The 25,225-nt window shown below is 58.1% G+C and carries 17 protein-coding genes; 7 read left to right on the top strand and 10 right to left on the bottom strand.

Annotation, left to right across the window (positions count from 1 at the left end; translation table 11 throughout):
- Window positions 1–14: 14 nt before the first annotated feature.
- Together ACWUI2_RS01905 and ACWUI2_RS01900 are read right to left on the bottom strand one after the other, a co-directional pair.
- Window positions 15–1,160, bottom strand: coding sequence for a sialidase family protein (locus ACWUI2_RS01905; protein WP_486981170.1), 1,146 nt, complete (start codon window positions 1,158–1,160; stop codon window positions 15–17).
- Window positions 1,161–1,200: 40 nt separating this feature from the next.
- Window positions 1,201–1,344, bottom strand: coding sequence for a hypothetical protein (locus ACWUI2_RS01900; protein ID WP_486981169.1), 144 nt, complete (start codon window positions 1,342–1,344; stop codon window positions 1,201–1,203).
- A 38-nt stretch (window positions 1,345–1,382) separates the two neighbouring features.
- On the opposite strand from ACWUI2_RS01900, the gene ACWUI2_RS01895 reads away from it, so the two are divergent.
- The 5 genes from ACWUI2_RS01895 to ACWUI2_RS01875 all read left to right on the top strand — a co-directional run bounded on the left by ACWUI2_RS01895 (window position 1,383) and on the right by ACWUI2_RS01875 (window position 10,357).
- Window positions 1,383–3,380, top strand: coding sequence for a hypothetical protein (locus ACWUI2_RS01895; RefSeq protein WP_486981168.1), 1,998 nt, complete (start codon window positions 1,383–1,385; stop codon window positions 3,378–3,380).
- 12 nt (window positions 3,381–3,392) lie between these two features.
- Window positions 3,393–4,037, top strand: a complete 645-nt coding sequence (locus tag ACWUI2_RS01890; RefSeq protein WP_486981167.1) for a DUF1559 family PulG-like putative transporter — start codon at window positions 3,393–3,395, stop codon at window positions 4,035–4,037.
- A 354-nt stretch (window positions 4,038–4,391) separates the two neighbouring features.
- On the top strand, window positions 4,392–6,008 hold the full coding sequence (locus ACWUI2_RS01885) for a hypothetical protein (protein WP_486981166.1): 1,617 nt from the start codon (window positions 4,392–4,394) through the stop codon (window positions 6,006–6,008).
- 44 nt (window positions 6,009–6,052) lie between these two features.
- Entirely contained in the window at window positions 6,053–8,356 is a 2,304-nt protein-coding gene (locus ACWUI2_RS01880) for a sialidase family protein (RefSeq protein WP_486981165.1), read from the top strand.
- Window positions 8,357–8,416: 60 nt separating this feature from the next.
- On the top strand, window positions 8,417–10,357 hold the full coding sequence (locus tag ACWUI2_RS01875) for a hypothetical protein (RefSeq protein ID WP_486981164.1): 1,941 nt from the start codon (window positions 8,417–8,419) through the stop codon (window positions 10,355–10,357).
- A gap of 138 nt (window positions 10,358–10,495) precedes the next feature.
- Here the strand turns inward: ACWUI2_RS01875 and ACWUI2_RS01870 are convergent, their stop codons facing one another.
- The 8 genes from ACWUI2_RS01870 to ACWUI2_RS01835 all read right to left on the bottom strand — a co-directional run bounded on the left by ACWUI2_RS01870 (window position 10,496) and on the right by ACWUI2_RS01835 (window position 22,203).
- The gene (locus ACWUI2_RS01870; RefSeq protein WP_486981163.1) at window positions 10,496–11,452 is read right to left on the bottom strand and encodes an amidohydrolase family protein; all 957 of its coding nucleotides are present in this window, start codon (window positions 11,450–11,452) and stop codon (window positions 10,496–10,498) included.
- A gap of 19 nt (window positions 11,453–11,471) precedes the next feature.
- On the bottom strand, window positions 11,472–12,506 hold the full coding sequence (locus tag ACWUI2_RS01865) for a zinc-dependent alcohol dehydrogenase (protein ID WP_486981162.1): 1,035 nt from the start codon (window positions 12,504–12,506) through the stop codon (window positions 11,472–11,474).
- 18 nt (window positions 12,507–12,524) lie between these two features.
- Window positions 12,525–14,672, bottom strand: coding sequence for an acetate--CoA ligase family protein (locus ACWUI2_RS01860; RefSeq protein ID WP_486981161.1), 2,148 nt, complete (start codon window positions 14,670–14,672; stop codon window positions 12,525–12,527).
- Window positions 14,673–14,721: 49 nt separating this feature from the next.
- The gene (locus tag ACWUI2_RS01855) at window positions 14,722–15,138 is read right to left on the bottom strand and encodes a Zn-ribbon domain-containing OB-fold protein (protein WP_486981160.1); all 417 of its coding nucleotides are present in this window, start codon (window positions 15,136–15,138) and stop codon (window positions 14,722–14,724) included.
- Window positions 15,139–15,165: 27 nt separating this feature from the next.
- The gene (locus ACWUI2_RS01850; RefSeq protein ID WP_486981159.1) at window positions 15,166–16,350 is read right to left on the bottom strand and encodes a thiolase family protein; all 1,185 of its coding nucleotides are present in this window, start codon (window positions 16,348–16,350) and stop codon (window positions 15,166–15,168) included.
- Window positions 16,351–16,501: 151 nt separating this feature from the next.
- Window positions 16,502–17,596, bottom strand: coding sequence for a LacI family DNA-binding transcriptional regulator (locus ACWUI2_RS01845; RefSeq protein WP_486981158.1), 1,095 nt, complete (start codon window positions 17,594–17,596; stop codon window positions 16,502–16,504).
- 73 nt (window positions 17,597–17,669) lie between these two features.
- Complete coding sequence (locus ACWUI2_RS01840) at window positions 17,670–19,421, bottom strand: glycoside hydrolase family 28 protein (protein ID WP_486981157.1); 1,752 nt, start codon at window positions 19,419–19,421, stop codon at window positions 17,670–17,672.
- 880 nt (window positions 19,422–20,301) lie between these two features.
- The gene (locus ACWUI2_RS01835; RefSeq protein ID WP_486981156.1) at window positions 20,302–22,203 is read right to left on the bottom strand and encodes a GNAT family N-acetyltransferase; all 1,902 of its coding nucleotides are present in this window, start codon (window positions 22,201–22,203) and stop codon (window positions 20,302–20,304) included.
- A gap of 824 nt (window positions 22,204–23,027) precedes the next feature.
- Between ACWUI2_RS01835 and ACWUI2_RS01830 the strand changes: the two genes are divergently transcribed.
- Window positions 23,028–23,840 carry a hypothetical protein gene (locus tag ACWUI2_RS01830; protein WP_486981155.1) on the top strand — a complete coding sequence of 271 codons (813 nt, stop codon included), beginning with the start codon at window positions 23,028–23,030 and terminating at the stop codon, window positions 23,838–23,840.
- 46 nt (window positions 23,841–23,886) lie between these two features.
- The gene (locus ACWUI2_RS01825) at window positions 23,887–25,200 is read left to right on the top strand and encodes a DegT/DnrJ/EryC1/StrS family aminotransferase (RefSeq protein WP_486981154.1); all 1,314 of its coding nucleotides are present in this window, start codon (window positions 23,887–23,889) and stop codon (window positions 25,198–25,200) included.
- Window positions 25,201–25,225: the final 25 nt, after the last annotated feature.

Below are 25,225 nucleotides of genomic sequence, written 5' to 3'. Positions count from 1 at the left end.
GCGCTTCGAGGGGATCAGGTCGTCCCCGCCACGGAGAAGCGAAAGCAGCGGATGATGCTCTGGCATTCCTCATGGCACCAGAACGCGACGAAGCACTGCCGGTTTGGCAGTTCGATGACGGACGGCGCTCCGAATTTCAGTGTGCGAAACTGGTCCACCATCGTTGGACGAGGACCGGTTTCGGGCGCCTGTTGGTGGCCCCACAGTGGTTGGGATGCCAGATTGATCCAATGATTTTCCTCGAGTGAGACAAACTGCGCCCACAGGCCCGGTTGATCGAGGCGGCGATAGACGCAAAGCAAGCGGCCGTCCGAAAGTAAAAGGGGGGTCAACGTTTGTCCGTGAAGCCCCGTGGACATCGGCTCGGACCACGTTTCCCCCCTGTCGGTGCTGATTGCATACGAGTTCGGCAGATCCCGGTTCGCTGCTATATCATGGCGCCAGGCCACGGCCAACAGGCGTCCGTCCGGCAACTCGACGATCTTGGATTCCCAGAAGGCGAGGGAGTCGTCGGGACTGTGCATGACGTCCAGGAAATGCGGCCAGGATTTTCCTTCATCGGAGGAGACGAAAGCGACCATCCGGTTTCCGTTTGGCAGCGCACCATCCCATCCCCGCCAGGTACTCGTCGGCCACAGCCAACAGCCGTCGCTCAAGGGAGTGACCGGTGCGCACATCTCGAAAGCCGGGCCTGCCAGGGGTGGTTCGATCAGGGTGGGTTCACTCCAGGTCTTTCCTCGGTCGCTCGAACGTGTGAGAAGGAGTTCAGTCGGGACGAACCCAAGGTTTTCCGGGTTGGTCAGCCCCTCCTGGGGGTGGAGCGTTCGATCATGGCGGACCAGATTGACGATCAGTTCATTCGGTGACGCTGAGGTTAATGCGAGTCGAGCCGTATTGCTGGTCAACCGTGAATCATCTTTCCCCGCCGGGATGCTGCCTTGCTCCGTCCAGGTATTTCCGCCGTCGATGGAGCGCGCAAAACGGGTGTGGAGATTTGCCGCTTCGAAGGCCTCCCCAACGGTGTATACCGCCAGCAGATCCTCATTCGAGAGGGCCACAATCGAAGGGAAATAAGCGTGGCGACTGAAAACGTGCGGCTTGGGATTGCGGTAAATTACGCTCGTAACGAGATTCGTGATCGGCTGGGAGGTCTGAGGCATGATTTGAGTTTTCGGCTACAGGCTGGTGCGATTCCAAAGGTTATGCAACGAACGGGAACAGGTAAGCTTCATTAGCCAGCAGACGGGGACCTTTTTCGTCCAGCGGGAAATCGTCTGGCTGGTGATATTCATTTGCCAGTTGGAATGCTTTGCGCTTGGAAGTTTGAGCCGAGATACTGGCCATATCACACCTGACTTTCTTTCATTTCTTAGATTCTCATTATGAAAACCAAAACTATCAGACTCCATGTATTGGCCGGGCTGGTCGCCGGCGGACTCACCCTTTCATCGTTGGCGGACGCCGCCACTTTCAACTGGATTGGCGAGGAGGGGGGTGAGTTTACCGATCCGGACAATTGGCAGGGGCCGGAAGAAGGTCTTGTTCCAACCTCCGGGGACCTGGTGATTTTCGCCAACAGTTTGCCCGAGCAGACCATCACGCTGGAAGAGGATGTAGAAATCGCCGAGTTTCGGGTGAACCTCACGACCGGCCCGATCACGTTCGATTTCGGCGATTCCGTTTTAAAGACAACATCGTTCGGGCGCGTCGGGACCGGGGCGCCTGACTTGGGACACTTGATTCTCGCCAGTGGAGAGCTGGACATTGGGAACCAGCTCTTTCTTGGCACGGCATCGACGGACAATATTCTAGAAGTGGCGGGGCCGGATTCGATCATGCGTGTTGCTCTGAGAATTCGAATGGGAGCGCTCGCGGGGGCCAATGACAATACGCTCATCATTCGCGACGGAGGACAGCTAATCGCCGCTTCGGATGCTCATTTGGGCGATCAGGGCGATGGGAACAGCTCCACCGTCACGGGAGCCGGCTCCCTGCTTTCGGTGGCCCTGCCTATTCGAATCGGTGCTGGAAATGCCAAGGTCGACAACGAACTCTTCGTCCTGGACGGAGGTACCGTTACCAGTGGCGGTGGTCTGATTGGTAACGGTGCAGGCAGTGATCGCAATCAGGTGACGGTTTCCGGCGAAGGCAGCCATTGGACTTCGACGGGAGGCCTTTTTCGGGTCGGCGGAAGCGGTTCCGCGAGCAAGCTTCTCATCCAGGATGGGGGGGCGGTGACGGTGAATGCGATGGATGTGACCCTTGGGTTCGGTCCGGCGAGTATCAATAATCTGGTCGAGGTTTCCGGCGGAGGGGTCTTTTCGGTGGAACGAGGTATCGATGTCCGGCGGGGGACTCTTCTGATTGAGGAGGGAATTGTCGAGGCGGCCTTCTTGCTGGCAAACACGGATTCGGGAGGAACGTTGACATCGATCGTCGAATTTAACTCGGGATTGCTCAGTCTCGGGGATTCGTCCTTCGACATGGCATCTCCTCTTCAAGTGGGAGATGGAGGCCATGAGGCTGCCATTTATCGAATGTTAAACGGTGGAGAACATCGGTTTGCGCAGGGCGTCGTTCTTTCCGGCAATGGCCATCTTGAAGGCAGTGGAACGATCATTGGTGACGTTTCCGGTGCTTCCGGTGCAACGGTCACCATAGGTACGGACTCCGATTACGGCCAAATTGACCATTCCGGACTTTGGGATAACACGAATCTGGCGACGCACCTGAAGTTAGGCGATATCTCGGAAGGCCAGTTCGACACGTTGGTGGTAAACGAAACCTTTCGGTTGGGCGGGTCGATCGAGATTGATGTGAGTGAACTGGTCGCGCCCGACGGGGGAGGTGAAGTGCGAGTGATCCGTTTGTTGGGCGACGTGGACGGGGTGGAGGAGGATCTGGAGATCGTCTTTGTCGGCGGTAATCCAGTGCAATACCGTTTTGAAGCACCTCCTTCCGGTTTTTATGCGCAATGGCAGAGCGACTTCTTCACAGTCGAGCAGCTATCCGACAACAGCGTAAGCGGTCCGGCCGCAGTTCCGGCGGGTGATGGTGTGCCAAACATTTTCAAGTACGCGCTGAACCTCGATCCCTTTGAACCTTCGCGGGAGGGTTCGCCGAGGGTATCGATTGACGGGGATTTTATGGCGGTGAGTATCTCTCGCCTGGCGGCGGCTGAGGATCTGAAACTTTCGCTGGAGGTATCGGAGAATCTTGGCGACTGGACTCCAGTGGACGCCGGAATCAATACGGAGCCCGACGGTGATCGAGTGGTTGTGTCCTTGCTGGACACTGTGCCGGTGGATGCCGGTACGCAACGGTTTGCGCGCGTGAAGGCACAGCGGGCGCAGGGTGGATTGGTCCTTATCTTTGATTGAAAGGAATGAGATATGTTGCGCGATAGAAAGGTCGATGTTTTTCGCAGAGACGGTTTCACACTGATCGAATTACTGACGGTGATCGCCATCATCGGGATCTTGGCGGCGATCCTGATTCCGGTGGTCGGTACGGTGCGCGAAGGTGCTCGTCGCTCTTCCTGCACCAGCAATCTTCGCCAGATCGGGCTGGCAATACACCTTTACCTCGCGGACCACGACGAAAGGTTCTTTCCCCGAGCGCAGGGTGGAAGCAGTGAGAACTACATCTTTCATATCTGGCCCTACATAGAAGACCGCGATGTTTTCCGTTGCCCGTCAGACCCGACGGATCCAATGACGCACGAGAGATCTTATCGGATTTCGACGGGGACAGGTGCGGCAGGATTTATCTATGACCGTGCTTACAACACGATTCCCAATCCCTCGCAAACAATCGGCGTGCTGGACGTCGTCTACGTCGGTCCGGGCGCGATGCCTCTTTTTGTGCAGGGAACCGTCGAATGGGGAATGAGCACGAATGAGCGAGCTGATTTGAGAGCGAATTACAAACGGCTGCACAGTGCGGATAACAATACCGTGAACCTGCTATTCCTGGACGGGCACGTTGCCTTCGTTCAAGAGCCGATTCCCAGGGAGTTGTGGGACCCGAATATGTGAGGCGGAAAGTGCGGTCGCTGTCCATGAAGGTTCTCCCTCCAGTTGCCCTTTGATCGGGGGATGGGGTGCAACCCACGGCAATCGAAAAATCTTCAGCCCCAAAGGGCCGGCCTCCTTTGGGGCAAGCGTTTTGACGCAAATGAATGGTTCGCTCCGCCCCGCGGATTCGATCACCTGCAGACAATTGAAATGATGGCATTAGAAAACACGAAAACAACGACTGAACCCTGGGTAAAACGCTCTTCCAAGCCGGATGGGTGGCGCACCTGGATCATGCTGGGAGTATTCGTTCTCGCTGGGGCAGAACTGAGCGCCGGAAAAAATGAAGCTCGATCGACGCCGCCCGATTTCGGGGTGATCTTGAACGATGACGCCGACCTCTCCTTTATAAGTCCGGACCCGGATGAGGCGGCCAGATATATCCGTGCCAGCGTCGAGGCGCTCGCCGGAACTTCAATTGGAACCTTTGTCTACTCGGTCGGTGCCGGTTCGGATATTCTTGTTTATCCGACAAAGGTCGCAAGTGTGTGGGGTTGGCGCGAGACGAAGCTTGAGGCGGAGCATCCGCTTTGGAGGGCGCGGATGATGAATGCGCAAGCTTGCCTTGAGGCGGGAATGGATCCGGTGCGCGTGGCTGGCGAGACAGCGAAGGAACTGGGGCTCCGTTTTTTGCCGAGTTTGCGGATGAACGACGGCCATTTTGTGTTCGACCCATTCGATTATCCATTGACCGGAGAGTTTTGGATGAAAAATCATGAGAGACTGACGATTGGCAAGTCGCCGATCCGCGGTCGAGAGGGTTATGAGAATCTCCTCGATTATTCACATGAAGAGGTTCGTGAATACCGGTTGGCCGTGATCGCTGAGATCCTGGATCGCTACGGCGATTTCATTGACGGGATCGAACTCGATTTCAACCGCTTCCAGCTCTTTTTCCCGGCTGGCAAAGCGGAGGAGCGTGCCCCGCTGATGACTGGACTCGTCGCGGAAGTTCGCGCTCGCCTCGACGACCTGGCGGCCCGGCGGGGAGAGGACCTATACTTGTTCGTTCGAGTCCCCCCCTCGCTTCGAAATTGCCGCTGGTCAGGACTCGAAATCGAAGAGTGGGCGAGACGAGGTCTCGTCGATCTTATTTCGCCTGCGCAGTTGATGACGCTGGCATACTGTCTTCCGGTCGCCGAATTCGTCGAGGTGTCGCAGCCGTATTCCGTGCAGGTTTATCCGTCCCTTTATCCGCGCACAAGCTGGCGGGTCCCGTTTCCGGATAAGAATCCTGAAGATGAATACAAAGCTTCGCCGGGCCGGGATGTGACGCCCGAGGAGTTGCGCGGAGCCGTGGCGAATATGCGAAATGCCGGGGCGGATGGATTCTACCTTTTCAACTATCATCACGGAGACGATGCGCGACGGCCGTATTGGGATCAGTTTTACCGGAAGCTTCGGGACCTCTCACATCCTGCGGCATTGACTGGAGAAACAAAGGTTTTTGTCATCACCAAGGCTTATTTTCTCGACCACGAAGATTCGTATCAATACCGGAAGCAATTGCCAGTGACTTTAGCGCCGGGTGTTCCCGCCGAGTTGAGCCTCCTAGTCGGGGAGAACCTTGCCCATGCTCCTTTCCCCCTGGAGACCATTGTTTTCCGTTTTGGTATTCGAGGTCTGGAGGAACTGTCGCAGTTGGCGATCCACCTGAATGGGAAGAGATTGTTCGAGGGAGAAGTGGACGGCCACCTGTTCTTCGCGGGACCGAATCCCGGTGTGCCGCCGAGACAGGCAGACGCGGCGGAGGGATACCTTCATGTGGAAGTTCCGGATGCCGGATGGATTCGGCATGGTGTGAATCAACTGACGGTTGCAGGCGGAGAAGGCGAGGTCCTGCTGACGGACGTTGAGTTGCGAATCGGATATCAAAACAGGTTATGGCAGATCATGAGAGACGGCATTCACTACCGGGGTACGGGATTATGAGAGGCCCCCGGTTTTTGCTCAGCCTTGTTCTCGGCCTGGGTATCGTGGCGCTTCCTGCTTTGGCGGTGCAGTATGAGGAGACGTTTCAATGGAGCCTCAGCTATACAGGATCGGTCCTGCCGGACGACCCCGACGCGATCCTTTTCAGCGACGGAAGCAGCGCGGCATTTACCCGGCACGCCGAGCCGGGTCTGGTCGAACTGACGGCCGACGGGTTGCGAATGAATTCAATCGATGGGGCTTCGGGCTCCTACTACCTGGGACTTCCGATCATGGGGTTGGTGGAACTCGATTCTGTGAAAGGCTATACCATCGAGATGAGGGCCAGGCTTTCCGCCGCCACCACGGCAGGCAATGTTTCCGCGGCCCAGGTAAGCTTCGACGAGAAGGCTTCAGGAATCGCCCGCTGGTACCTGTTTGGTTTGGGGGTAAACGCCGCAGGTCAGAAAATCGTACGTTTGACCGGCATCTCTTCCAGTCAGGAAATCCTCGTTCCGGAAGGTATGAACACCTATACGATCACGGTGAAGGGTGACGCGATCACACTCTATATCAACGGGGAAAAAGTAGATCTTTCCTCGCCGGTAACGGGCCGGGACCTCGACCGAGGACGCATTTGGTTCGGGGATATATCCGGGTCGGTCGCGGCCGACTGGTATCTCGCTTCCTTGCGTGTCTACGATGGCGGAGCCGTGGCACCATCGTCCGCAGGCCCGCCGCCGGACGACGGCGTCGTTCGCGAGCCTGGTTTCTCTTTCACGCCCGACCGCGACTATCTGCGGCAGCAGGCGAAGATTACCGTTGGAGAGACGCGCGTGTTGATTCGAGGAGCCCGCTCACCCCTTATGGCCTATTTCTCGGACGGATCCATCCTCCTGTCCGGGCAACGCGATGGATTTCAAACCCTTCGTTCGTTCGACGGCGGGGAATGGTGGCGGCGTCACACGAGCAGCTTCGCTTTGTTGAATACGGTGGAATTGAACGATGGACGTGTTTTGCGAATGCATCACAATGCAGTGAATCTTGAGGATGAGCCGGGCTGGTATCGAACCACGCGTTGGATCTCGACCGACCTGGGGGGGAGTTTTGGGGCGGCGATGACGGATGGCCGGTTGTACCTTGCTCCCGAAGATTTTGATGCCGATTTGAACCATTATTTCTGGCAGATTCGTCAGCTGGCCGATGGAACGCTGCTGGCGGTCATGCAAAGTCAATATCGCGAGGGCACAAAGCGCCCCTTCCGGACTGTCCTTAGCCGCTCGGTGGATGGCGGCGTGAATTGGGAATACCTTTCCCAAGTCGCTGCACTTGATACGATCGACGATCCCGATGGCCGGCTCTTCGACTCCGGATGGCCGCTGCATGGGCCGGTAGAACCGACACTGGCGGATCTTGGGAACGGGCATTTGGTCTCCGTAATGCGAACGACCCTCGACGACGGCCGCCTGACCCCTGATCGGGTCGGACCCCCACAGGAGGTCTTTCGAGACCTCAATTACACGGTCAGCGGCGATGGAATCTACCCCAACGTCCTCGATCTACCGGCAGACAGGTTCTTCGGAATGGGCCCGCCTAACGCCCCATTGATTATCGCCTATTCCGAGGATGCCGGGGAAACCTGGAGCCGAGCCGTTCCTATGCAGCAGGCGCGCGGGGTGCAACCCCGTCTTGAACAAAGTGGAGGCATTCTTTTTTTGAGTTATGGCGGTCTCGCCTACCCTCGGTGGGGACATGCGGCAAAGGCCAGTTTTGATGGCGGACGGAGTTGGACCGAGGAAGTTCCCTATGGGTCGTTTTTAACGAGCGGCTACACAGCCGTCGCTCCGATTGGCGAGGGCGTTTTCCTTTGTGTGTTCGATGTCACACCACCCCAGCCATGGACCAACCAGGATGCACACTGGATCGGTGCGGTAACGATCACCGTGGATCCCTCTCCCGAAATCGAATCATTCGAAGCTTGGAGAAAGGTGAATTTCAGTTCCGCGGAACTGGCTGATGAAACCATGAGCGGCGAGCACGCGAGCCCGGCCGGCGATGGAATATCCAACCTCTTGAAGTATGTTTTCGGCATTTCCCCTCTGGAGAATGCGTATACTTCGCACCCTGACCTGTTGCCGTATGGAGACTATGTGCAAGGACGCCTTTGTCTCTCCTTCGTGCAGCGACCGGCGGAGGATGTCGACGTTTTTGTCGAGCTGTCGAAGGACCTGGAGGAATGGCAGGAAGGGGGCGAGACAGTGGAAGTCGTAGAGGAAAATGGACGCATGCTTGTTACTGTGTGCGAAGATGAGGATGAAGATGGGTCGGATCGTCGCTTTATTCGCCTGCGTGTTCGGCGAAACCAATAGGCGAAGGATGCCTTCTCGCCCAGCTCAACGAGCCTGCTTGATGAACGCAAAGAGTAAGAGATGAAGTTATTACCATTTGGGATCATCGCAATTGTTTTGGCCCTTGTGTTGTCGCTGGCTGTCAACCGGTTCTACATGCCGGTCGATGGTCTGACGGTCGTTTCGAGCGGGGTCAATTCCAGGATGGATTCTGCTCGTGAAAGTTCCTCGCCGAGATTTGCTTCCACCGGCTTCCAGGAAGGCAAGGGGCAGCATCCTGTCCCTGTTTCAGAATTCGGAGTAACCTTGCATTCCGACGGCGACCGCTTGTTTCCCCCGGGGCCTTTGGATGATGGACCGAACTATGGGCTTCCCCCGGCAGAGGCGGTAGCAATAATCATTCGGGAGGTCGATACAATCGCTGACGCGGGATTTGAGACCCTGAAAATGGGGCTTGGCACGGACGTTTTGAATTGGCCGTCCGAAGTGGGAAGTTCTCGGGATTGGCGGATTGATGATAGCGATTGGGCGCTTCCGGACGAGGTCTGGGCGAAATATAAGGACCTGCGAGGCCGTGCCTGGACCGCGCGGAGAATGTTTGAGGCTGATGTTGACCCAGTCAGAGTAGCTGCAGAAAGAGCGAGGGAAAGAGGAATGAGATTTATCATTTCCTATCGAATCGCCGATACGCATTTTACCGTGGATCCGGCCAATTATCCGCTCACTGATGAATTTTACCTGCAACGTGAGTTTGGTTCCTTCTTGGAAGATGCGATCGCGATAAAACATGATGGAAAATCTCCGGTGCCAGGATATCAACGCTTCGATACATTGATGAATTTCTCCAATCCGTCGGTCCGATCCCATCGCCGTGCGATCATTTTTGAGGCTCTCGATCGATACAAGGATACGATTGATGGATTTGAGATAGAGTTTAACCGGTCAGTGGCCCTGTTTCCTTTTGGAGACGGTGCGTCGAATATTCATATCGTAACTTCATTTCTGCGGGAGGTGAGAGAAAAAATCGGCGCTCTGTCAAAGGACGCGAACCCTCTATATTTTGGAATTCGGGTTCCGTGGGATGATGAAGTCGGTCGTCTCCAAGGACTGGATGTGGCGGAGCAGATCCGCGAACGAAACGTTCACTATATTGTTCCATCTAACATCATGACCGTGCCCCATGATATGGATATTCGACCATGGATTGCCTTGGCGAAGCCGAACGACATTACGGACGAAGGAGTCGCGGTTTTCGCAGGATTATCCGCCCGCAAGCCTCGTGGATGGACATTTCCGGAGGATTTTAAAACCCTGTCAAGTTACAGGCTTGGAGTCGTGGCAGAGGATGCTCAGATACTGGGTGCCGCCCGGGGATATTTCAGTATGGGTGTCGATGGCGTGGAACTATATAACTTCGCCGGACTAGTCGCGAACGCCACGGGTGCACGAAGGCTTGAATCGTTGGCTGGGAGCTTGCGTCGAGATGCGGATACCAGTCGAGTTAACAAGATTTTTGCGGTGACGCCGGTTCACGCCAGACCCTACGAAGGGAGATTGGAGTATGTGAAACGATTGCCTGCGGAGTTTCGTGCAGATGGTACGGTGTGGACGAATTCGTGGGACGGGGGCATGTTCGAACAGGAAGATGCTCGCCACTATTCTCGTTTGTATGTGACTGACCGCCTTCAAGGAGAAACGGAAGGTGATTGGTACTTTCGTTTGGGATTGCGCGGATCACCGGAATTCGATTCGGAAAAGCTGAGTCTTGAAATTATTGTGAATGGAACGTCGTTATGGAACGGTCCCATCGACCAATCTGGCCCGGCCGACCTGATTGCGGTCGGCGATCCGAAGAATCCGGCGCCTTGGCCTTCTCCAACGCACTATTTTTCCATACCTATCCCAAGTCGATTTCCACTAAAGGACAATGAATTCAATGATGTGATTATCCGGCGGAATCCTATGTATGGAAATCCATTTGCGTTCAACCTTCAGGAGATTCAGGTGGGGGTCTTTTATTAATCGGAAGGAGACAGAGTAATTTCTGAGCGCATCCTGAACAGTGATCGGCGTCGAGTGGCACCGAGCAAAAACCATAGAGGATTCAAGGGCGGATTCGATACCACAAGTATGTGGTATTCGGAATTCGGGAGCTGTTTGCTATCCCCTACGTTGACCTTCCGTCCCGAGCCAGGCCATCGTGTTCTTATAGCTGACGCGTTCCTGGACGTCCTTCGGGAGGGCGTCGAGGCAGGCGACTTCGCGGCGGTAGGAACTGGTCATTCGGACGTGTTCGTATTGAATCGAATGAAACGGTGAGTCGGTTCCCCAGATGAGTTTGTTCGGATACGCTTCGGCAAGATCGCGGAGGACGGTTTCGGGAGAGGTGTAGTCGGTTTGGAACCGTTCTTCGGGAACCGCGACCGCCGGATGGTTTTGGGCGGCGCATTGGCAGTGGATCACGAAGGCGGAGATGTCGAACCAGGCGTTGTCGAGTTCCGCGACCCGTTGCAGGCTCGGCAGGTGGAATCGACAGGAATGGGCCAACACGAAACGGACTCCCGGCCGCGCTTCCGCCACCCGGATGATGTCGGCGCATTGCGACCACTCGTCTTCCTTGCGGATGCTGGAATGGATCAGGAGGGGGAGGTTGTGTTCTTCGGCGTAGTCCAGGATGCAGGAGCCGACGTCGAGCAGGGATAGGATTTTGGATTGGATAATCGTTCCTTGGATCTTGATTCCGCGGAATCGATAATCCTTCGGCAATTTGCCCCACTCGGCGACTTGTTCCTGCGGCTTGCGGGCCGGGTCGGTGATAATGAACGGCCAGACCTTTTCTCGCCATTCCGGCGGACTCGTCCGCAACTCCTCGCACAGCCGCCAGTTTTCGAAGGCGTAGGGTACCGACCCGGACGCGGCGGGAAGCTCGATCTTCTTCTGCTTGAGGGCCTCCAAATCGAGCGCGGTGTAGGAGACAAATGGAAAGGTAATCAGAATGTCGATACCTGTGTTTTCGCTTTCCAGGATCAAATGGGACAAGGGAAGCGCATACGGAGACCAGCCCTGGTAGTAGAACAGGGGGTCGAACCCGACGTGGGTGTGATTGTCGATTCGCATATTGGATACGATAGAGGGTTCAGCCGTTGGGCAGCATCACCGCTTTGACGACCGGCTCCGTTCCGTCGATGATCTTCCCGAGAAATTCTTTGGCTTCACCGTGCAGGAAAGTGTGCGTGACGAGATCCTTCACCGGGACAAGGCCCTTCTTGATCAGGTCGAGCGAGAGACTGAAGTTCACCGCCGGTTCGGCGAAGAACGGGCGCAAGGTGATCTTGCGGAAAACGAGATCGTTCACGTCGACTTCGATCTTGTTTCGTCCGCCGAAGTGGAGTCCGAAGAAGGTGATGATGCCTCCGTAGCGAATGATCTTCAGCGCGTCGTAGATGCTCTCGGGAGGGGAACTGACGATGACGCGATCAACGCCGCCGGGAGCCTCCTTTTTGATGACCTCCTCGATGTCTTCGGTCGCGGTATCGATGACCCGGTCGACCCCCATGCGGTAGGCGAGCTCGACGCGGGCCTTGCCGCGGACGCTGCTGGCGTCGTTCTCGGAAATCGCGACGAAACCGGCTCCGTTGAGTTTCGCGACCTTCGCGGTCATCAATCCCAGCGGTCCGCAGCCGAGCACGGCGACGGAGCCGTTGAGCGGAATATCCGAGCTGATCACCGAATTCATGCAGACGGCGAGCGGCTCCGCCAAGCACGCTTCTTTGTAGTCGATATCTTTGAACGGGACCAGGCTGTTGTAGCGGAGGCGCATGTATTGTCCCATCCCCGACTGTCCGTCGAGGGTGAACATGTTCTGGCAAAGGTCCGACCGTCCCCCTTTGCAATCTTTGCAGACGCCGCACATGGTGCAGTCTTCCACCACCACGGAGTCGCCCGGTTTGAGAGTGGTGACGCCTTGACCGATTTCGACCACTTCGGCCGAAAGTTCGTGGCCGAGCGGCATCGGATCATCCTCCCATTGTTTGAGGAAGTTGAGATCGGTGCCGCAGACCCCGCAGGCATGGATTTTGATGATGACGTCGTTGAAGCCCGGAGCCTCGAGCTCCATTTCCCGGGCTTCGATGGTGAGATTCTTTTTTCCGTAAAGTCCGATAGTTTTCATGCGTCTTATTGTCGTGGGTTATTTGCCGGCAGCCTTGATCATCCGGGCGTCCAGGACGGAGAGTCCCTTGGGATGGACTTTGACGGGGTTCAGGTCGACTTCGGCGATGTGAGGGTTTTCGATCAAGAGTCGGGAGACGTTCATCAACGCCTGTTTGATCGCGTCGAGGTCCGCGTGGGCTGCCCCGCGGGCGCCGGTCAAGAGCGGGTATCCTTTGATCTCCCGGATCATTTCGTCGGCGTCGGTTTCGTCGATCGGGCAAATGCGGAAGGAGACATCCTTCAACACCTCGACGAAGATGCCGCCGATGCCGAACATGATCGACGGCCCGAAGATCGGATCGTTCAATCCTCCGATGATCACTTCCACGCCCGCCTCGGTGTTCATCTTGGTGACGAGCAACCCGGCGATGTCGGCGTCGGCGTCGTAGGTTTTGGCGTTCGTGAGAATGGTTTCGCACGCGTGCTTCACGGCGTTCGCGTCGGCGAGGTTTAGTTTCACGCAACCGGCGTCGGATTTGTGTAGAATATCCTTGGATACGATCTTCGCCACGACGGGATAGGCGATCGAGTCGGCGAAGGCGGCGGCCTCCTCGGGAGTTTTCACCAGCTTCTCCTCGGGGAAGGGGAGGTCGTAGTTTTTCAAGAGGAGCTTCGCTTCCGGTTCCAGCAAGCTGTCGGGAGCGCCGGTGGGAGAACCGCTCTCGGCCGCCGGTTCGGCGGGAGGCAGGGCGGCGACGAAATCGCGGCCGCTCATCCGTTGCTTGACCTCGTTGTAGCGGACCAAGGCGGCCATTGCGTTGACCGCGTCGTGGTGATCGAGGAAAACGGGGATGTTGTTTTTGCGCAGTTGCTCCAGGAAAACGCCCTCGCGGTAGCCGAAATAGGAGTAGATCAAGACCGGCTTCGTGGTGCGGGCGAGAAGCTCGCACATCCGGGCGACATGTTTCTCCTCCTTGTCGTAGTCGCGCGGACTGATGTAGTAGAAACCGGCGAAACCGCCGACGATGATCACGCCGTCGATCGAGTCGTCCTCCATCGCGATCTCGGTCGCTTCGACGACGTTTTCCCAGCCGGCCAAATCGATCGGGTTGAGGACCGATCCATTGCGGGGAACGAATTTACTCAGCTTTTCCTGGCTCGTCGCCGAAAGCTCGGGAACGACCAGTCCCTTTTGCACGCAGGCGTCGCTGGTCACCGCGCAGTCGCCGCCACCTTCGGAAATGATGCAGACCCGGTTGCCCTTGGCCTCCTTCTTTTGTTTGAAGGCGAGAAGGACGGAGTTGAACTCGGCGAAACTCTCGACCTGGATCGCGCCCGACTGGGCGAAGGCGGCCTTGTAGGTTTCATCGTTGCCGGCGATCGAGGCGGTGTGGCTCGAAACCACCCGGGCTCCGGTCTCGGTGCGACCGCTTTTGAAAACCACCACCGGCTTTACCGGGACGGTTTGGCGGACTTCCTGGAGGAATTTCCGTCCCTCGCGGAGTCCCTCGATGTGGACCGCGATGGCGTTGGTCCCGGAGTCGCTCCGGAAGTAGCGGATCAAGTCGTGGGCCTGGAGATCGGCCTGGTTGCCGAGGTCGACCACGTAATCGAAGCCGAGGCCGCGCTCGCCCCCGGGGAAGGTGAGCGACATGGTGAGGTTTCCGCTCTGGGTGACCAGGGCGGTGTGGCCCCGGCTGATGAAGCCCGACATCATCAAATCGAGGTCGGAGCGGGCGCTGTAGAAACCGAGCGTATTGGGTCCGATGATACGAATCCCTTTGGCGGTGGCTTTCGCGACCAGTTCGTCCTGGTGTTGTTTTCCTTCCTCGCCGTGCTCGGCGAAACCGGCGGTGATGATCACGATTCCCTTGACCCCTTTTTCGATGCAATCCTCGATCGCGGAGGTGGCCAGTTTCTTCGGCACCATGATCAAGGCGGTGTCGACTTCGTCCGGGACGTCGAGCAAGCTCGGGTAGCATTTGAGCCCGAGGATTCTGTCGGCGTTCGGGTTGATCAGGTAGAGTTTGCCCGCGTAGCCGTAGCGTTGGGCCACCTCGACCAGCGGGTAGCCGAAACTATCGGGGTTGCGGGAGACGCCGATGATCGCGACCGCCCGCGGGTTCAGGAAATAGTGCATGTTCTCGAGGAACAAGGCCTCGGAGTCTTTGGTGAGTGTATCCATGATCTGATTATTGTGAAGTTGATTGTCGAGTCGGTTGCGGGGGAGGAGATCAGGCCGGTTCGAATTTCGGCAGACTGATCTCGGGAGTTACGTCGTCGAAGATCGCCTTGACCTTCAGGCCGATTTTGACCTTCTCGGGCGGGATGTTGATCACGTTGGAAATCATCCGGACCCCTTCTTCGAGTTCGATGATGGCGTAAACGTAGGGCACGTCCTCCGCGAAACTGTCGTAGAGGGGCCGATGGATGATGGTGAAGGTGTAAACCTCGCCCCGTCCGCTGGCCGACGTCCATTTCGTGTCGGAAGAGAAACAGTGGGGGCAGACGAGGCGGGGGAAGAAAATCTTCTCGCCGCAGGAGACGCACTGTTGGATGGCCAATTCATGGCGTTTGGCGGCTTCCCAGAATCCGGCGGTCTCGGGAAGAATCTGGGGCAACGGTTTCTTGTAAGTGGATGGTTCGGACATGGTCGAATCTCGGTTTGGTAAGTTGGATCAAGGGATTTCGTTGCCGAAGATCAGCGTGCATTCGTTGGACATCGCGCCGCCGTTTCCGTTGACGACGCCGAAGCGGGCGCCTTCGACCTGCAGATTGTCGGCCCGGCCCATCAACTGGCGGGCGGCCTCGATGGTGTGCATGAAGTGACAGGCCCCGTAAGGTTGGCCCCGGCCGAGTTGGCCCCCGTCGGTGTTGACCGGCATTTCGCCGCGGAAAGTGAGGTCGGTGTTGGCCACGTAGTCGGCTCCCTCGCCCTTGGCGCAGAGGCCGATGTCTTCGAGGGCGATCATCAGGGTGATCGTGTAGCAATCGTAGAGTTGGGCGAAATCCATGTCGCGGACCGTCAACCCCGACATCTCGAACGCATCTTTGGCGGCGGCCTTGATCGGGGAGGTCGTTAGCGAGCGATCCCGCCCGTAGGCGGGGGTCCACATGCCCCGGTCGATGCTCTGGCCGCCGCCGAGCAGATAAACCGGACGTTGCCTGGCGTCCTTGGCCCGGTTGGCGGATGTGAGGATCAAGGCGCTCGCGCCGGTGCAAGGCATCACGATTTCGAAAATCCGGGTCGGGTTGCAGATCATCCGGCTCTCCAACACCTGCTGGATCGTCAACCGGTCTTTAAGCAAGGCGTTGGGGAATTGGGAGGCATGGAAGCGGGCGTTCACCACGATCTTGGCGAACTCCTCTTCGCGGGCGTTGAACTCGTGTTTGTAACGCTGCTTGATCAAGGCGTAGGCGGCGTTGTCCAACATCGGGCCGAAGACCGTGTCGAAGTCGCGTTCGAACGGAACTGTGTTTTCCAAACCGTATTCGAAACTTTGTGACGGATCCATCAGCGAGCCGCCGACCAGCAGGACGGTCTTGCACAGTCCTGCCTGGATCGCGGCGGCGGAGTAGAGGACCGCGGCGGTCCCGGAACCTCCCCCGAAATACATGCTGTCGAGAAACTTCGGTTTCAACTGCAGGTATTCCGCGAAATCACTCGACCAACTCGAAGGTTGGTCCATCGGCGTGATCGCGATCAAGCCGTCGATCTCGTCCTTATGGATCCCGGCGTCGGCGATGGCCCGGATCGCGGCTCCGCACTGTTCCCCGTAATTCGACCGTCCGGCGGAGTTCTTGCCCTTGGCGAACTCCGTTTCCCCGTAACCGATGATGGCGCAACTTCCTTTTAAACTCATAAGCCGTTTTTCCGAAAAAGCGTGAACATTCGTATGTATAGAACATTCGTATGTCCACGGGGTCGAGTCAAGAGGATTTCTGGTGAAGCGGGATTCCGGCTTCGGAACCGGGATTTTAACCACTAATGAACACGAATGGACACTAATTCGTTCAAGCCGGTTGGCCGACGCAGGAGGAGGCGCGGGGGAGGATTTCCCAGGCGTCGCCGACGACGAGTTGGCGGTCGGGGAGGGGGGTGTTGGTTTCGATCGCTTCGAAGAGATGGGAGACGACTTGTTCCGCTAAGAGGTCTTCGCGGACCTTCATCGTGGTCAGCGAGGGATAGAGGTGGCTGCTGATTTCCTCTTCCCCGAAGCCGTAGATGCCGACGTCTTCGGGAACCCGGTGGCCGAGTTTTTGACAGATTCCCATGGCCCCGATCGCCATCAGGTCGTTGTAACAGATGACCGCGTCGGGCGGTTGTTTCCGGCTCATCAGGGCTTCCATCCCGAGGCGCCCGGAAGCGGGGAAATCGGTGGGACGTTCGGTGGGACCGGTTAACATGTGGATCACTGGTCGCGCGATTCCGGCGGCGACGGCGGCGGTTTTGAACCCTCCGCTGGCCTCGTCCCAAGCGGTTTTTTCGACTTGGCGCAGGGTGGTGACGGTTCGTCCGAGGAAGCACGGGTGGCGGGCGCCGTCGGCGAGGGCGAGGCGGGTCAACTCCGCGAAGGCGGCCCGACGGTCGACATCGACTTGGAAGACGCCGGGGACTTTCAATCCCATGCAAACCGCCAGCGGAATGCCCGATTCGCGGAGGCGGACGAGTTCCTTCCGGGCAAAATCGTCGCCGAAACCGACGAGGACCACCCCTTCGACCCGTTGTTCGAAGAGGATGTCGCAGACCGATTCGGAGCCGAAGGTGAACCAGTTGGCGTCGAGCGTGAGGGGGGTGTAACCGCGCTTGGCGATCTGATCGCAGACGCCCCGGAGGGAGCGCCGGGCCATCGCGCTGCGGGTGTCGAATTCGAGGACCCCGATCATCCGGCTGCCTTCCCCCCGCAGCAATCTGGCGCTCCGGCTCGGGCGGTATTCCAATTGCGCCGCGAGCTCGCGGACCTTTCGCTTGGTTTCCTCGCTGTAGCGGTCGAGGCGTTTTCCGGCCAAGATGTAGGAGACGGTCGACTGGTGCATGCCGAGTCGGCCGGCGATTTCCTTTTGGCTTACTTTTTCGAGGCCGGAGGGCCGTTTGGTCGGGCGGGACATAGGATCGATGGACGCGAAACCAACCTTCGTCCGGCCGTCCGCCCGGGGCAAGCCCAATGACGCGGACTCCGCCTCATTGGTCGAACGGATAGGCGATGTGGCGGAGGTTTTCGAATCGAAGGTCGCTGGTCTCCTGCCGGTCGAGGAAACGATCCCATGAGTCGGGGGCGGCGGTCCAATCGATGGTGACGTTCTCCAGCAGCAAGTCGCGGGTCCGGTTGACCGTCCACAGTGGGCGTCCTCTCACCTGGATCACCCGATGCAGGTCTTCCGGACGGGCTCCGTCGGGGGCGCCGGGGCGAAGGGGACTCGTTTTGATCCGGGCCGGCCGGACGGTCCAATGGATGGCGCGCAGGACCAGATCTTCGATCCAGCCGTCGTCCCAACCGCTGATGATGGCCCGATAGGGAGCCGTGACTTCGACGTTCTCGATGACGACGTTTTGGATCGAGCCCGTGCCCGTCCGATCGCGGATGGTGATCCGAAACGGTTCGCCGCTCATCGATTCGCCCTCGAATTCGTGAAGGTCCATCCGGATGTCGCGGAAGACGATGTTGGAGAAAGCGTGGCCGTCGCGCATCCAGAGGCCGATGCCACGCGAGGAGTGGATCACGTCGATGTTTTCGAAAAGGATGTCGCGGATGTCGCGTCGGCTTTCGGTGCCGATTTTCAAGGCGGTCTTGAGGCTCATCACTACGGAGTCGCGGACGACGATTCTCGTGCTCGGGCGCGCGGTGTGGGCGGGGCTGGTCGCTTTCACCACGATCGCGTCGTCGCCGGAGTAAACGAAGACGTTCGAAATGCGGACGTCGCGCGCGTGATCGGGATCGATTCCGTCGGTGTTCGGCACTCCCCAATCGGCGACGATCCGGATCCCATCGATTTCGATGTCGTCGCAATGGATCACGTGGAAGACCCATCCGGCGGCGTCGCGCATCATGACGTCGCGGGCGAAGAGGCGCTTCCCATGGCGAAAGTGAACGACCCGACCGGAACGTTCGTGGCCGGCCCCCCGGATCAGGTGGCCGCGGCCGTCGATCACGCCCGGACCGGAGAGGCCGCTGTTCTCGGCGTTCCAGAATCTGAATACGGCTCCCCAACGGTCGGGCCAGTCGGAGGTGTCGGCGTAAACTAAAGCCCCGGGGGCGAGGAAGATCTCGGTGTTGCTCCCGACCATCAGCGGGGACGTCCGGTAAGTGCCTGGTCCGAAAATCACCAAGCCCCCGTCGTCGCGGGCCGAGCAGGCATTGAGCACCGCTTGGAGTTCCTCGGTGACCGCGTCGCCGGAAGGGTGGTCGGCCAAGGGCGAGACGTCGAAAACCTCGCGACCCTCGATCTCCGGCCCCCAATCGCGGTCGGCTTCGGCGAGCAGGATGAGCGGGGAATGGCGGTCGCCGTCGACGGGGTCCATCATGAGGACCCGTTGTCCCGGGCCGTCGATCCGGAGGGAAAGGCGGCCTTCGTCGATGGAGAGGTCGTCCTGGTAACGGGTTGGCAGGAGGACGATCCGGGTGTTGTCCGGCAGATCGACGTCGATCTCGAAAGTGAACGATTTCTTCACTTGAAAGCGTGCGTAGTAGGCCGGATGCAGGTGTCCGGCCGGGTAGAGCGGGAACTCCGTGTCGCCGATCGCGACCCGGTAGGGGGAGTCAGCGACCGGATCCGGTTCGAACAGCCAGCGGACCGGCGCGTCGGTTTCCTCGGGCAAATCTGTGTCGTCGGAAAGGATGGTCTCGGGATTACCGGATACCTCCGCGCGGGGCAAGAGAAAGACGAGCGCGAAGAAGGAAAAGGCGAGGAACGAAAATGGTAAGGAGATTCTCATGACGCCGTGCCTGGTTGGCGTTTGACATTGTAATGGAAATGGCAAAGCGAAAAAAGGCCAAAGGCAACCCTTGAAAGCCGGTCTCCTCACAACGCTGAAGACCGCATGAATGCGGGCTCCAACCCGTTCCTCGGCGAAGAACGCGCTGGTGGGTGCTCTTGGGAAGATCATGGTCGATTCGCAGCTGGGAAGGAGACCGATTGGCATGCCGGGCGCGGACGATGAAGATTGCTAAAGCAAAGACGCCGAAAGATCCGCCCTCCGGCTTGCGACGAACGGCGGTAAAATTCAGCGACAATCCCTGACCCGATCGGATCAGGGATTGTCGCGGAGCAGAGGCGGGTTCCGTTGGGGGGGGACTAGGGATGTTCCGGGGGTCTACCGAAGAACGCGCTGGTGGGTGCACTTGCGGAAGATCATGGTCGATTCGCAGCTGGGAAGGAGACCGATTGGCATGCCGGGCGCAGGACGATGAAGATGGCCAAAGCAAAGACGCCGAAAGATCCGCCCCCGGCTTGCGACGAACGGCGGTAAAATTCAGCGACAATCTCTGACCCGATCGGATCAGGGATTGTCGCGGACCAGAAGCGGGTTCCGTTGGGGGGGACTAGGGATGTTCCGGAGGACTACCGAAGAACGCGCTGGTGGGTGCTCTTGCGGAAGATCATCGTCGATTCGCAGCTGGGAAGGAGACCGATTGGCATGCCGGGCGCAGGACGATGAAGATGGCGAAGGCAAAAACGCCGAAAGATCCCCCCGGCTTGCGACGAACGACGGTCAGATTCACGCGACAATCCCTGACCCGATCGGATCAGGGAATGTCGCGGAGCAGAAGCGGGTTCCGTTGGGCGGGCGGGGGAGGGAGGGATGTTCCGGGGATCTACCGAAGAACGCGTTGGTGGGTGCTCTTGCGGAAGATCATCGTCAATTCGCAGACGTCGTCTTCGGTTTGGGTCTTGATGTCAAAGCCCATGTTCTCGAAGAGGTAGAGCATCGCCCGGTTTTCTGCGAGGACGTCGGCGGTGAAACCGTGGAGACCGGCCCGCTTGCCGAGCTCCGTCAGATACCCGAGGAGGGCGCGGCCGAGGCCTTTGTTGTGCAGGTCGTCGCGGACCACGAAGGCGACCTCCGCCATGTGCGCAGGAGCGTCGATGGCGTATTGCCCGATGCCGAGAATCCGTTCCCGCCGTTCCGTGCCGGTGGTCGCGAGGATCACCATTTCCTGGCTGTAGTCGATCACCGTGAACTGTTGCAACCGGTCGTGCGGCATGTCGGTGCGGACCGAAAGAAACCGGCGGTAAAGACTGCGGTCGGAGAGCGAATAAAAGAAATCCTTCAACAATGGCTCGTCGCTGATCCGGACCGGACGGAGCAGGACCGGTTGGTCAAAGGCCGGGAGATGGCGGTAGCGTTCCAACTCCGACGGATATTCCCCCTTCCGTCCGGGGATGAAGGCTTGGTCGCTGTAAATCAATCGATGCTTCTTCGCCTCCTTGATCAGTTTGGAGCGGAACTTCGGATGGGCGATCGAGATCAAGGCCATCGCCCGTTCGCGGACGTTTTTGCCATGCAGATACGCGATCCCGTATTCGGTGACGACATAGTGGATGTCGCCCCGGTGCAACGTGACCCCCGCCCCGGCCGGCAAGAGCGGGACGATCCGGGAAACCTCGGCGTTTTCCCCGGCGGTGGAGGGAAGGGCGAGGATCGATTTACCGCCCCGGGCCAACATGGCGCCCCGCATGAAATCGGCCTGGCCGCCGACGCCGCTGAAAAAATCCGAGGTGATCGACTCGGCGGTCGATTGGCCGGTGAGATCGATTTCGAGGGCGGTGTTGATCGCGGTCATGTTGTCCTGGCGGGCGATCAGCAATGGATTGTTGGTGTAATCGATCGGCCGGAATTCGATGCCCGGATTATCGTCGATGTAGCGGTAGGTCGACCGGGTTCCCATGCAGAAGGAAGTTACCGTCTTGCCCGGATTGACCGTCTTCCGGCTGTTGTCGACCACTCCCTTTTTCATTAGGCTGACCAACCCGTCGCCGAGCAGTTCGGTATGGATGCCGAGATGCTTCTTCCCCTTGAGGCGGGCGAGGATCGAATTTGGAATTCCCCCGTAGCCGACCTGCAACGTGTCGCCATCCTGGACAAGCCGGGAAACGTATTCGCCGATCTGTGACATCACCGGATCGGCCGGTTCCGGTTTCACTTCGAGCAACGGCTCGTTGTGCGGGATGATGAAGTCGATCCGGTCGAGGTGGATGAAACTCTCGCCATGCACCCGTGGCATCCGGTCGTTGATTTGGGCGATGACCAGTTTCGCGCAATCGACGGCCGAGCGGACGATGTCGAGACTGACTCCGAGGCTGACGAAACCATGTTCGTCGGGCGACGAGACCTGGATCAAGGCGACGTCGATCGGGATCAAGCCGTCCCGGAAAAGTCTCGGGACATTGGAAAGAAAAACCGGAGTGTAATCGGCGAGCCCCTCGTTGACCGCCTTGCGGGAACCGTCGCTGACGAAGAACGAATTGTGGCGGAAAGTGTCCTTGAATTTGAGGTCGGTGTAGGGCGCGAGCCCGAGGGTCCAGATGTGGAAGATCTCCGCGTCGAAGATCGCCTTCGGGTAGGACTGGACATAATCGACCAAAGATTTGACCAAAAACTGCGGTTCGGCGCAGCCGGTGGCGACGAAGATCCGGTTGCCGCGATGGATCTGTTTAAAGACCTCGTGCGGTGGCCGGATTTTTTTTGAATGACGTTTTCGAAGGTCCCTGCGCATGGTGGGTTGGTGGATGTTCTTTCGACTAATTGAATGGCGGATTAAACCGGACCGCAAGAGAACCCCGGCCTTGCGTCTCGGCGAGGATAGCATTCGCATGGGCTTTGATCTTCTTATCGTTTGAACGATGCTCCGCATTTTTTGGGGGGAAAATCGAGATCAAGGGTGGGGCGGGACGTTGGGCGAGAATGGGCAGATGTTGCCAGTGCAAGAAGGTGGCACGATGCTTGCTGTCTGGCAGGGGAAATGCGAGGCGGAACAAACTGTATCGGGGGTTTCCAAGGGATTGGTCGGAAATCAGGCCGTTTTTTTATCATTCGTTATGGCTCACTGCGCGTCGATGAAACTTCACTGTTCATGCGAGTTGGGAGGCGATCCGGTTTTCGCGCGAAGCGCTCTGGAGTGCGGTGCGTCCTCGCACCGCTTTCGGGATGGTCGGCGACGGCCGCGCGCCTGGCAATCATTCGTCGGCCGGAGACCTTCCGCGCGCCCGAAAGCTCCGCCTCGGAAACCAAGGTTCATTCGATGTTATTCCCAGGGCGCAGCCCGGATGGGGCCTTCTATACAAATCGCGCCGCGTTTTTGCACACCTTCTCGGCCACCGGTGGCAATCGCGGCTTGGCAACCCGACAATCCGTTCCCATGCACTTCAATCTATTTCCGCAGGGTGACTGGGCAATAATTGACGGGAAAATCTGGTATTCTGAACGGACCAGATATTTGCATTCGAAGGGGCGTGTGCCCCATGCGATAGTGGTTTTCGGCCTTTCATCTGCACTTGGAGAGGCGTTCATTTCCCGGTTACAACCTTTTAGCCCAAGTATATGAAAAATCCCGTCAATCTCCTCTCACCGGTTTCGATTCTTATGTTTTCGGTCGCCACGTTGACCGCCCAGTGGACGGATCCATTCGCAGGAAGTTCACTCAATCCCGCATGGTCGGAGGAGACGGCAGTGGGTGCGACTTATTCCGCAACGGCGGTGAATTACGATTATGAAGTCACCGGAGGTCAGCTGGTGGTGAATGATGTCGTGCCGACCGGGAGTGGAAATCACACCGCCGACTTCATTCTGCGGCGCTCTGTCGATTCGCTGGCCGATTTTCAGGCGACCTTCGACTTTGGATGGAACATGACCAGTTCGGTGGACAATACCTTGGTCGAGAACCGGAAAGCGGTCCCGCGCATTCTGTTGCGATTCATGGATGGCGCCGGGAACATCGCGATCGAGGTCGGTTTCGAGGACCAGGGGTATTCCGGCGGGGGTTCGACTGGAAACGTTGTGGCCGGTTTCGGTGTTTCGCACGTCGCCGGGCAGGGGCCGTATTCTTACACTGCCGCCAACAGCGCCATCATCGGCGGCGCTGTTTTCAATGTGGTGCGTGACGGCGGCAATGTTTTCATTTTCCGGGACGGTGGCGAAACCGCCGTGGCGACCGGATTCAGCCTGGCCTCGATCGAATACGTCGAATTGGTTTTCGGACGCCGCAATTTCAACTCGATTAACGATGAGTTTTTCGGCCAGGCCTGGGTCAACGAGGTTTCCGTGATTCCGGAGCCGGCGGCAATCGCTTATCTGGCGGTGATCGGAGGGCTGGTTTTCTGGGGTCGCCGCCGGTGGAGCGCAGATCGTCGCTAAAGGAAACGAAAACCGTCCGCTCCCCTGAAACGTTATTTCAAGAAACATGGTGAAACCTGAACAGGAAAGACTCGCGCTCTTCGGCGGCCCGCGCGCCGTGAAGGAGCATTCAAAGAAATTGTTCCATTGGCCGATCGTCACGGAAGAGGATGAGCGGGCGGTGATCGACGTCATCCGGGCCGGAACGATGTCGAAGATCGACATCAGCCGTCAATTCGAGGCCGAGTACGCCGCTTTCCAGGGAACGAAATACGCCCTGGCCCATTGCAACGGGACGGCTTCCCTGCTCTCGGCGATGTTCGGTTGCAAGATCGGCCGGGGAGACGAGATGATTGTGCCGAGCATCACCTATTGGGCGAGCGCGTTGCAGGTTTTTTCGCTGGGCGGGACGCCGGTCTTTGCCGACATCGACCCGGAAACCCTCTGCATCGATCCGAATGATGTCGAACGCCGGATCACGAGCCGCACCAAAGCGATCGTAGTGGTCCATTACAGCGGTTATCCGTGCGACATGGATGCGATCATGACGATCGCGCGACGCCACGGTGTGAAGGTGATCGAGGATGTATCGCACGCCCATGGAACATTGTACAAAGGGAAAATGGTCGGTTCGATCGGCGATGTCGCGGGACTTTCCATGATGGGCGGCAAGAGCTTTGCCATCGGTGAAGGGGGAATGCTTTGCACGAACGACCGGGAAATTTACGAGCGTGCGCTGGCTTTCGCTCATTACGAGCGTTGCTTGACGGATCTGACGTTGCCGGGACTGAAAGAGGTCGCGGCCCCCGAGGGGTTCATCTCCGCTTTGCCGCTCGGCGGTATCAAAGGCCGGATCAATCAAACCTGCTCCGCGATGGGCCGGGTCCAGTTGAAGTATTATCCGGCGCGGATCAAGGAGATCCAGCGGGCGATGAATCGGTTTTGGGATTTACTCGAAGGGGTGCCGGGAATCCGAGCGCATCGGCCTCCGGAAAATTCCGGATCGACCATGGGAGGGTGGTACAATCCCCTCGGCATTTACCGCCCCGAAGAACTTAACGGTCTGCCGGTAGAACGTTTTATCGAAGCGGTGAACGCGGAAACCGGCTCCTCGCATCGATCCGGGAACTTCCCGTTGCACACCCATCCGCTCCTCCATCGGGCTGATGTCTATCGCGATGGCAAGCCGACCCGAATCGCTTTCGCCGATCGTGATCTTCGGGAACAAAAAGGGGATCTTCCGGTCGCGGAGGGGTTCCTGGATCGGGTTTTCGGAATTCCGTGGTTCAAGCACGATTGGCCGGAAGCCGTCGAGCAATACGCCGCAGCCTTTCGGAAGGTGGCGTTGCAGGCGGACAATCTTTTGCCGGTGACCGTGTAAACCCGCTCGACCGATGGGCTTTAGA

This window comes from Verruconatronum alginivorum (assembly GCF_056590205.1).
Note: the sequence above shows the minus strand (reverse complement) of the source record. Positions and strands in the feature narration are given on the sequence as shown.

What these genes read in the sequence shown, in the direction of transcription:
- ACWUI2_RS01905 (WP_486981170.1), bottom strand. Translation starts at nt 1,160, where the DNA reads ATGCCTCAGACCTCCCAGCCGATCACGAATCTCGTTACGAGCGTAATT.
- ACWUI2_RS01900 (WP_486981169.1), bottom strand. Translation starts at nt 1,344, where the DNA reads ATGGCCAGTATCTCGGCTCAAACTTCCAAGCGCAAAGCATTCCAACTG.
- ACWUI2_RS01895 (WP_486981168.1), top strand. Translation starts at nt 1,383, where the DNA reads ATGAAAACCAAAACTATCAGACTCCATGTATTGGCCGGGCTGGTCGCC.
- ACWUI2_RS01890 (WP_486981167.1), top strand. Translation starts at nt 3,393, where the DNA reads ATGTTGCGCGATAGAAAGGTCGATGTTTTTCGCAGAGACGGTTTCACA.
- ACWUI2_RS01875 (WP_486981164.1), top strand. Translation starts at nt 8,417, where the DNA reads ATGAAGTTATTACCATTTGGGATCATCGCAATTGTTTTGGCCCTTGTG.
- ACWUI2_RS01870 (WP_486981163.1), bottom strand. Translation starts at nt 11,452, where the DNA reads ATGCGAATCGACAATCACACCCACGTCGGGTTCGACCCCCTGTTCTAC.
- ACWUI2_RS01865 (WP_486981162.1), bottom strand. Translation starts at nt 12,506, where the DNA reads ATGAAAACTATCGGACTTTACGGAAAAAAGAATCTCACCATCGAAGCC.
- ACWUI2_RS01860 (WP_486981161.1), bottom strand. Translation starts at nt 14,672, where the DNA reads ATGGATACACTCACCAAAGACTCCGAGGCCTTGTTCCTCGAGAACATG.
- ACWUI2_RS01855 (WP_486981160.1), bottom strand. Translation starts at nt 15,138, where the DNA reads ATGTCCGAACCATCCACTTACAAGAAACCGTTGCCCCAGATTCTTCCC.
- ACWUI2_RS01850 (WP_486981159.1), bottom strand. Translation starts at nt 16,350, where the DNA reads ATGAGTTTAAAAGGAAGTTGCGCCATCATCGGTTACGGGGAAACGGAG.
- ACWUI2_RS01845 (WP_486981158.1), bottom strand. Translation starts at nt 17,596, where the DNA reads ATGTCCCGCCCGACCAAACGGCCCTCCGGCCTCGAAAAAGTAAGCCAA.
- ACWUI2_RS01840 (WP_486981157.1), bottom strand. Translation starts at nt 19,421, where the DNA reads ATGAGAATCTCCTTACCATTTTCGTTCCTCGCCTTTTCCTTCTTCGCG.
- ACWUI2_RS01835 (WP_486981156.1), bottom strand. Translation starts at nt 22,203, where the DNA reads ATGCGCAGGGACCTTCGAAAACGTCATTCAAAAAAAATCCGGCCACCG.
- ACWUI2_RS01830 (WP_486981155.1), top strand. Translation starts at nt 23,028, where the DNA reads ATGAAAAATCCCGTCAATCTCCTCTCACCGGTTTCGATTCTTATGTTT.
- ACWUI2_RS01825 (WP_486981154.1), top strand. Translation starts at nt 23,887, where the DNA reads ATGGTGAAACCTGAACAGGAAAGACTCGCGCTCTTCGGCGGCCCGCGC.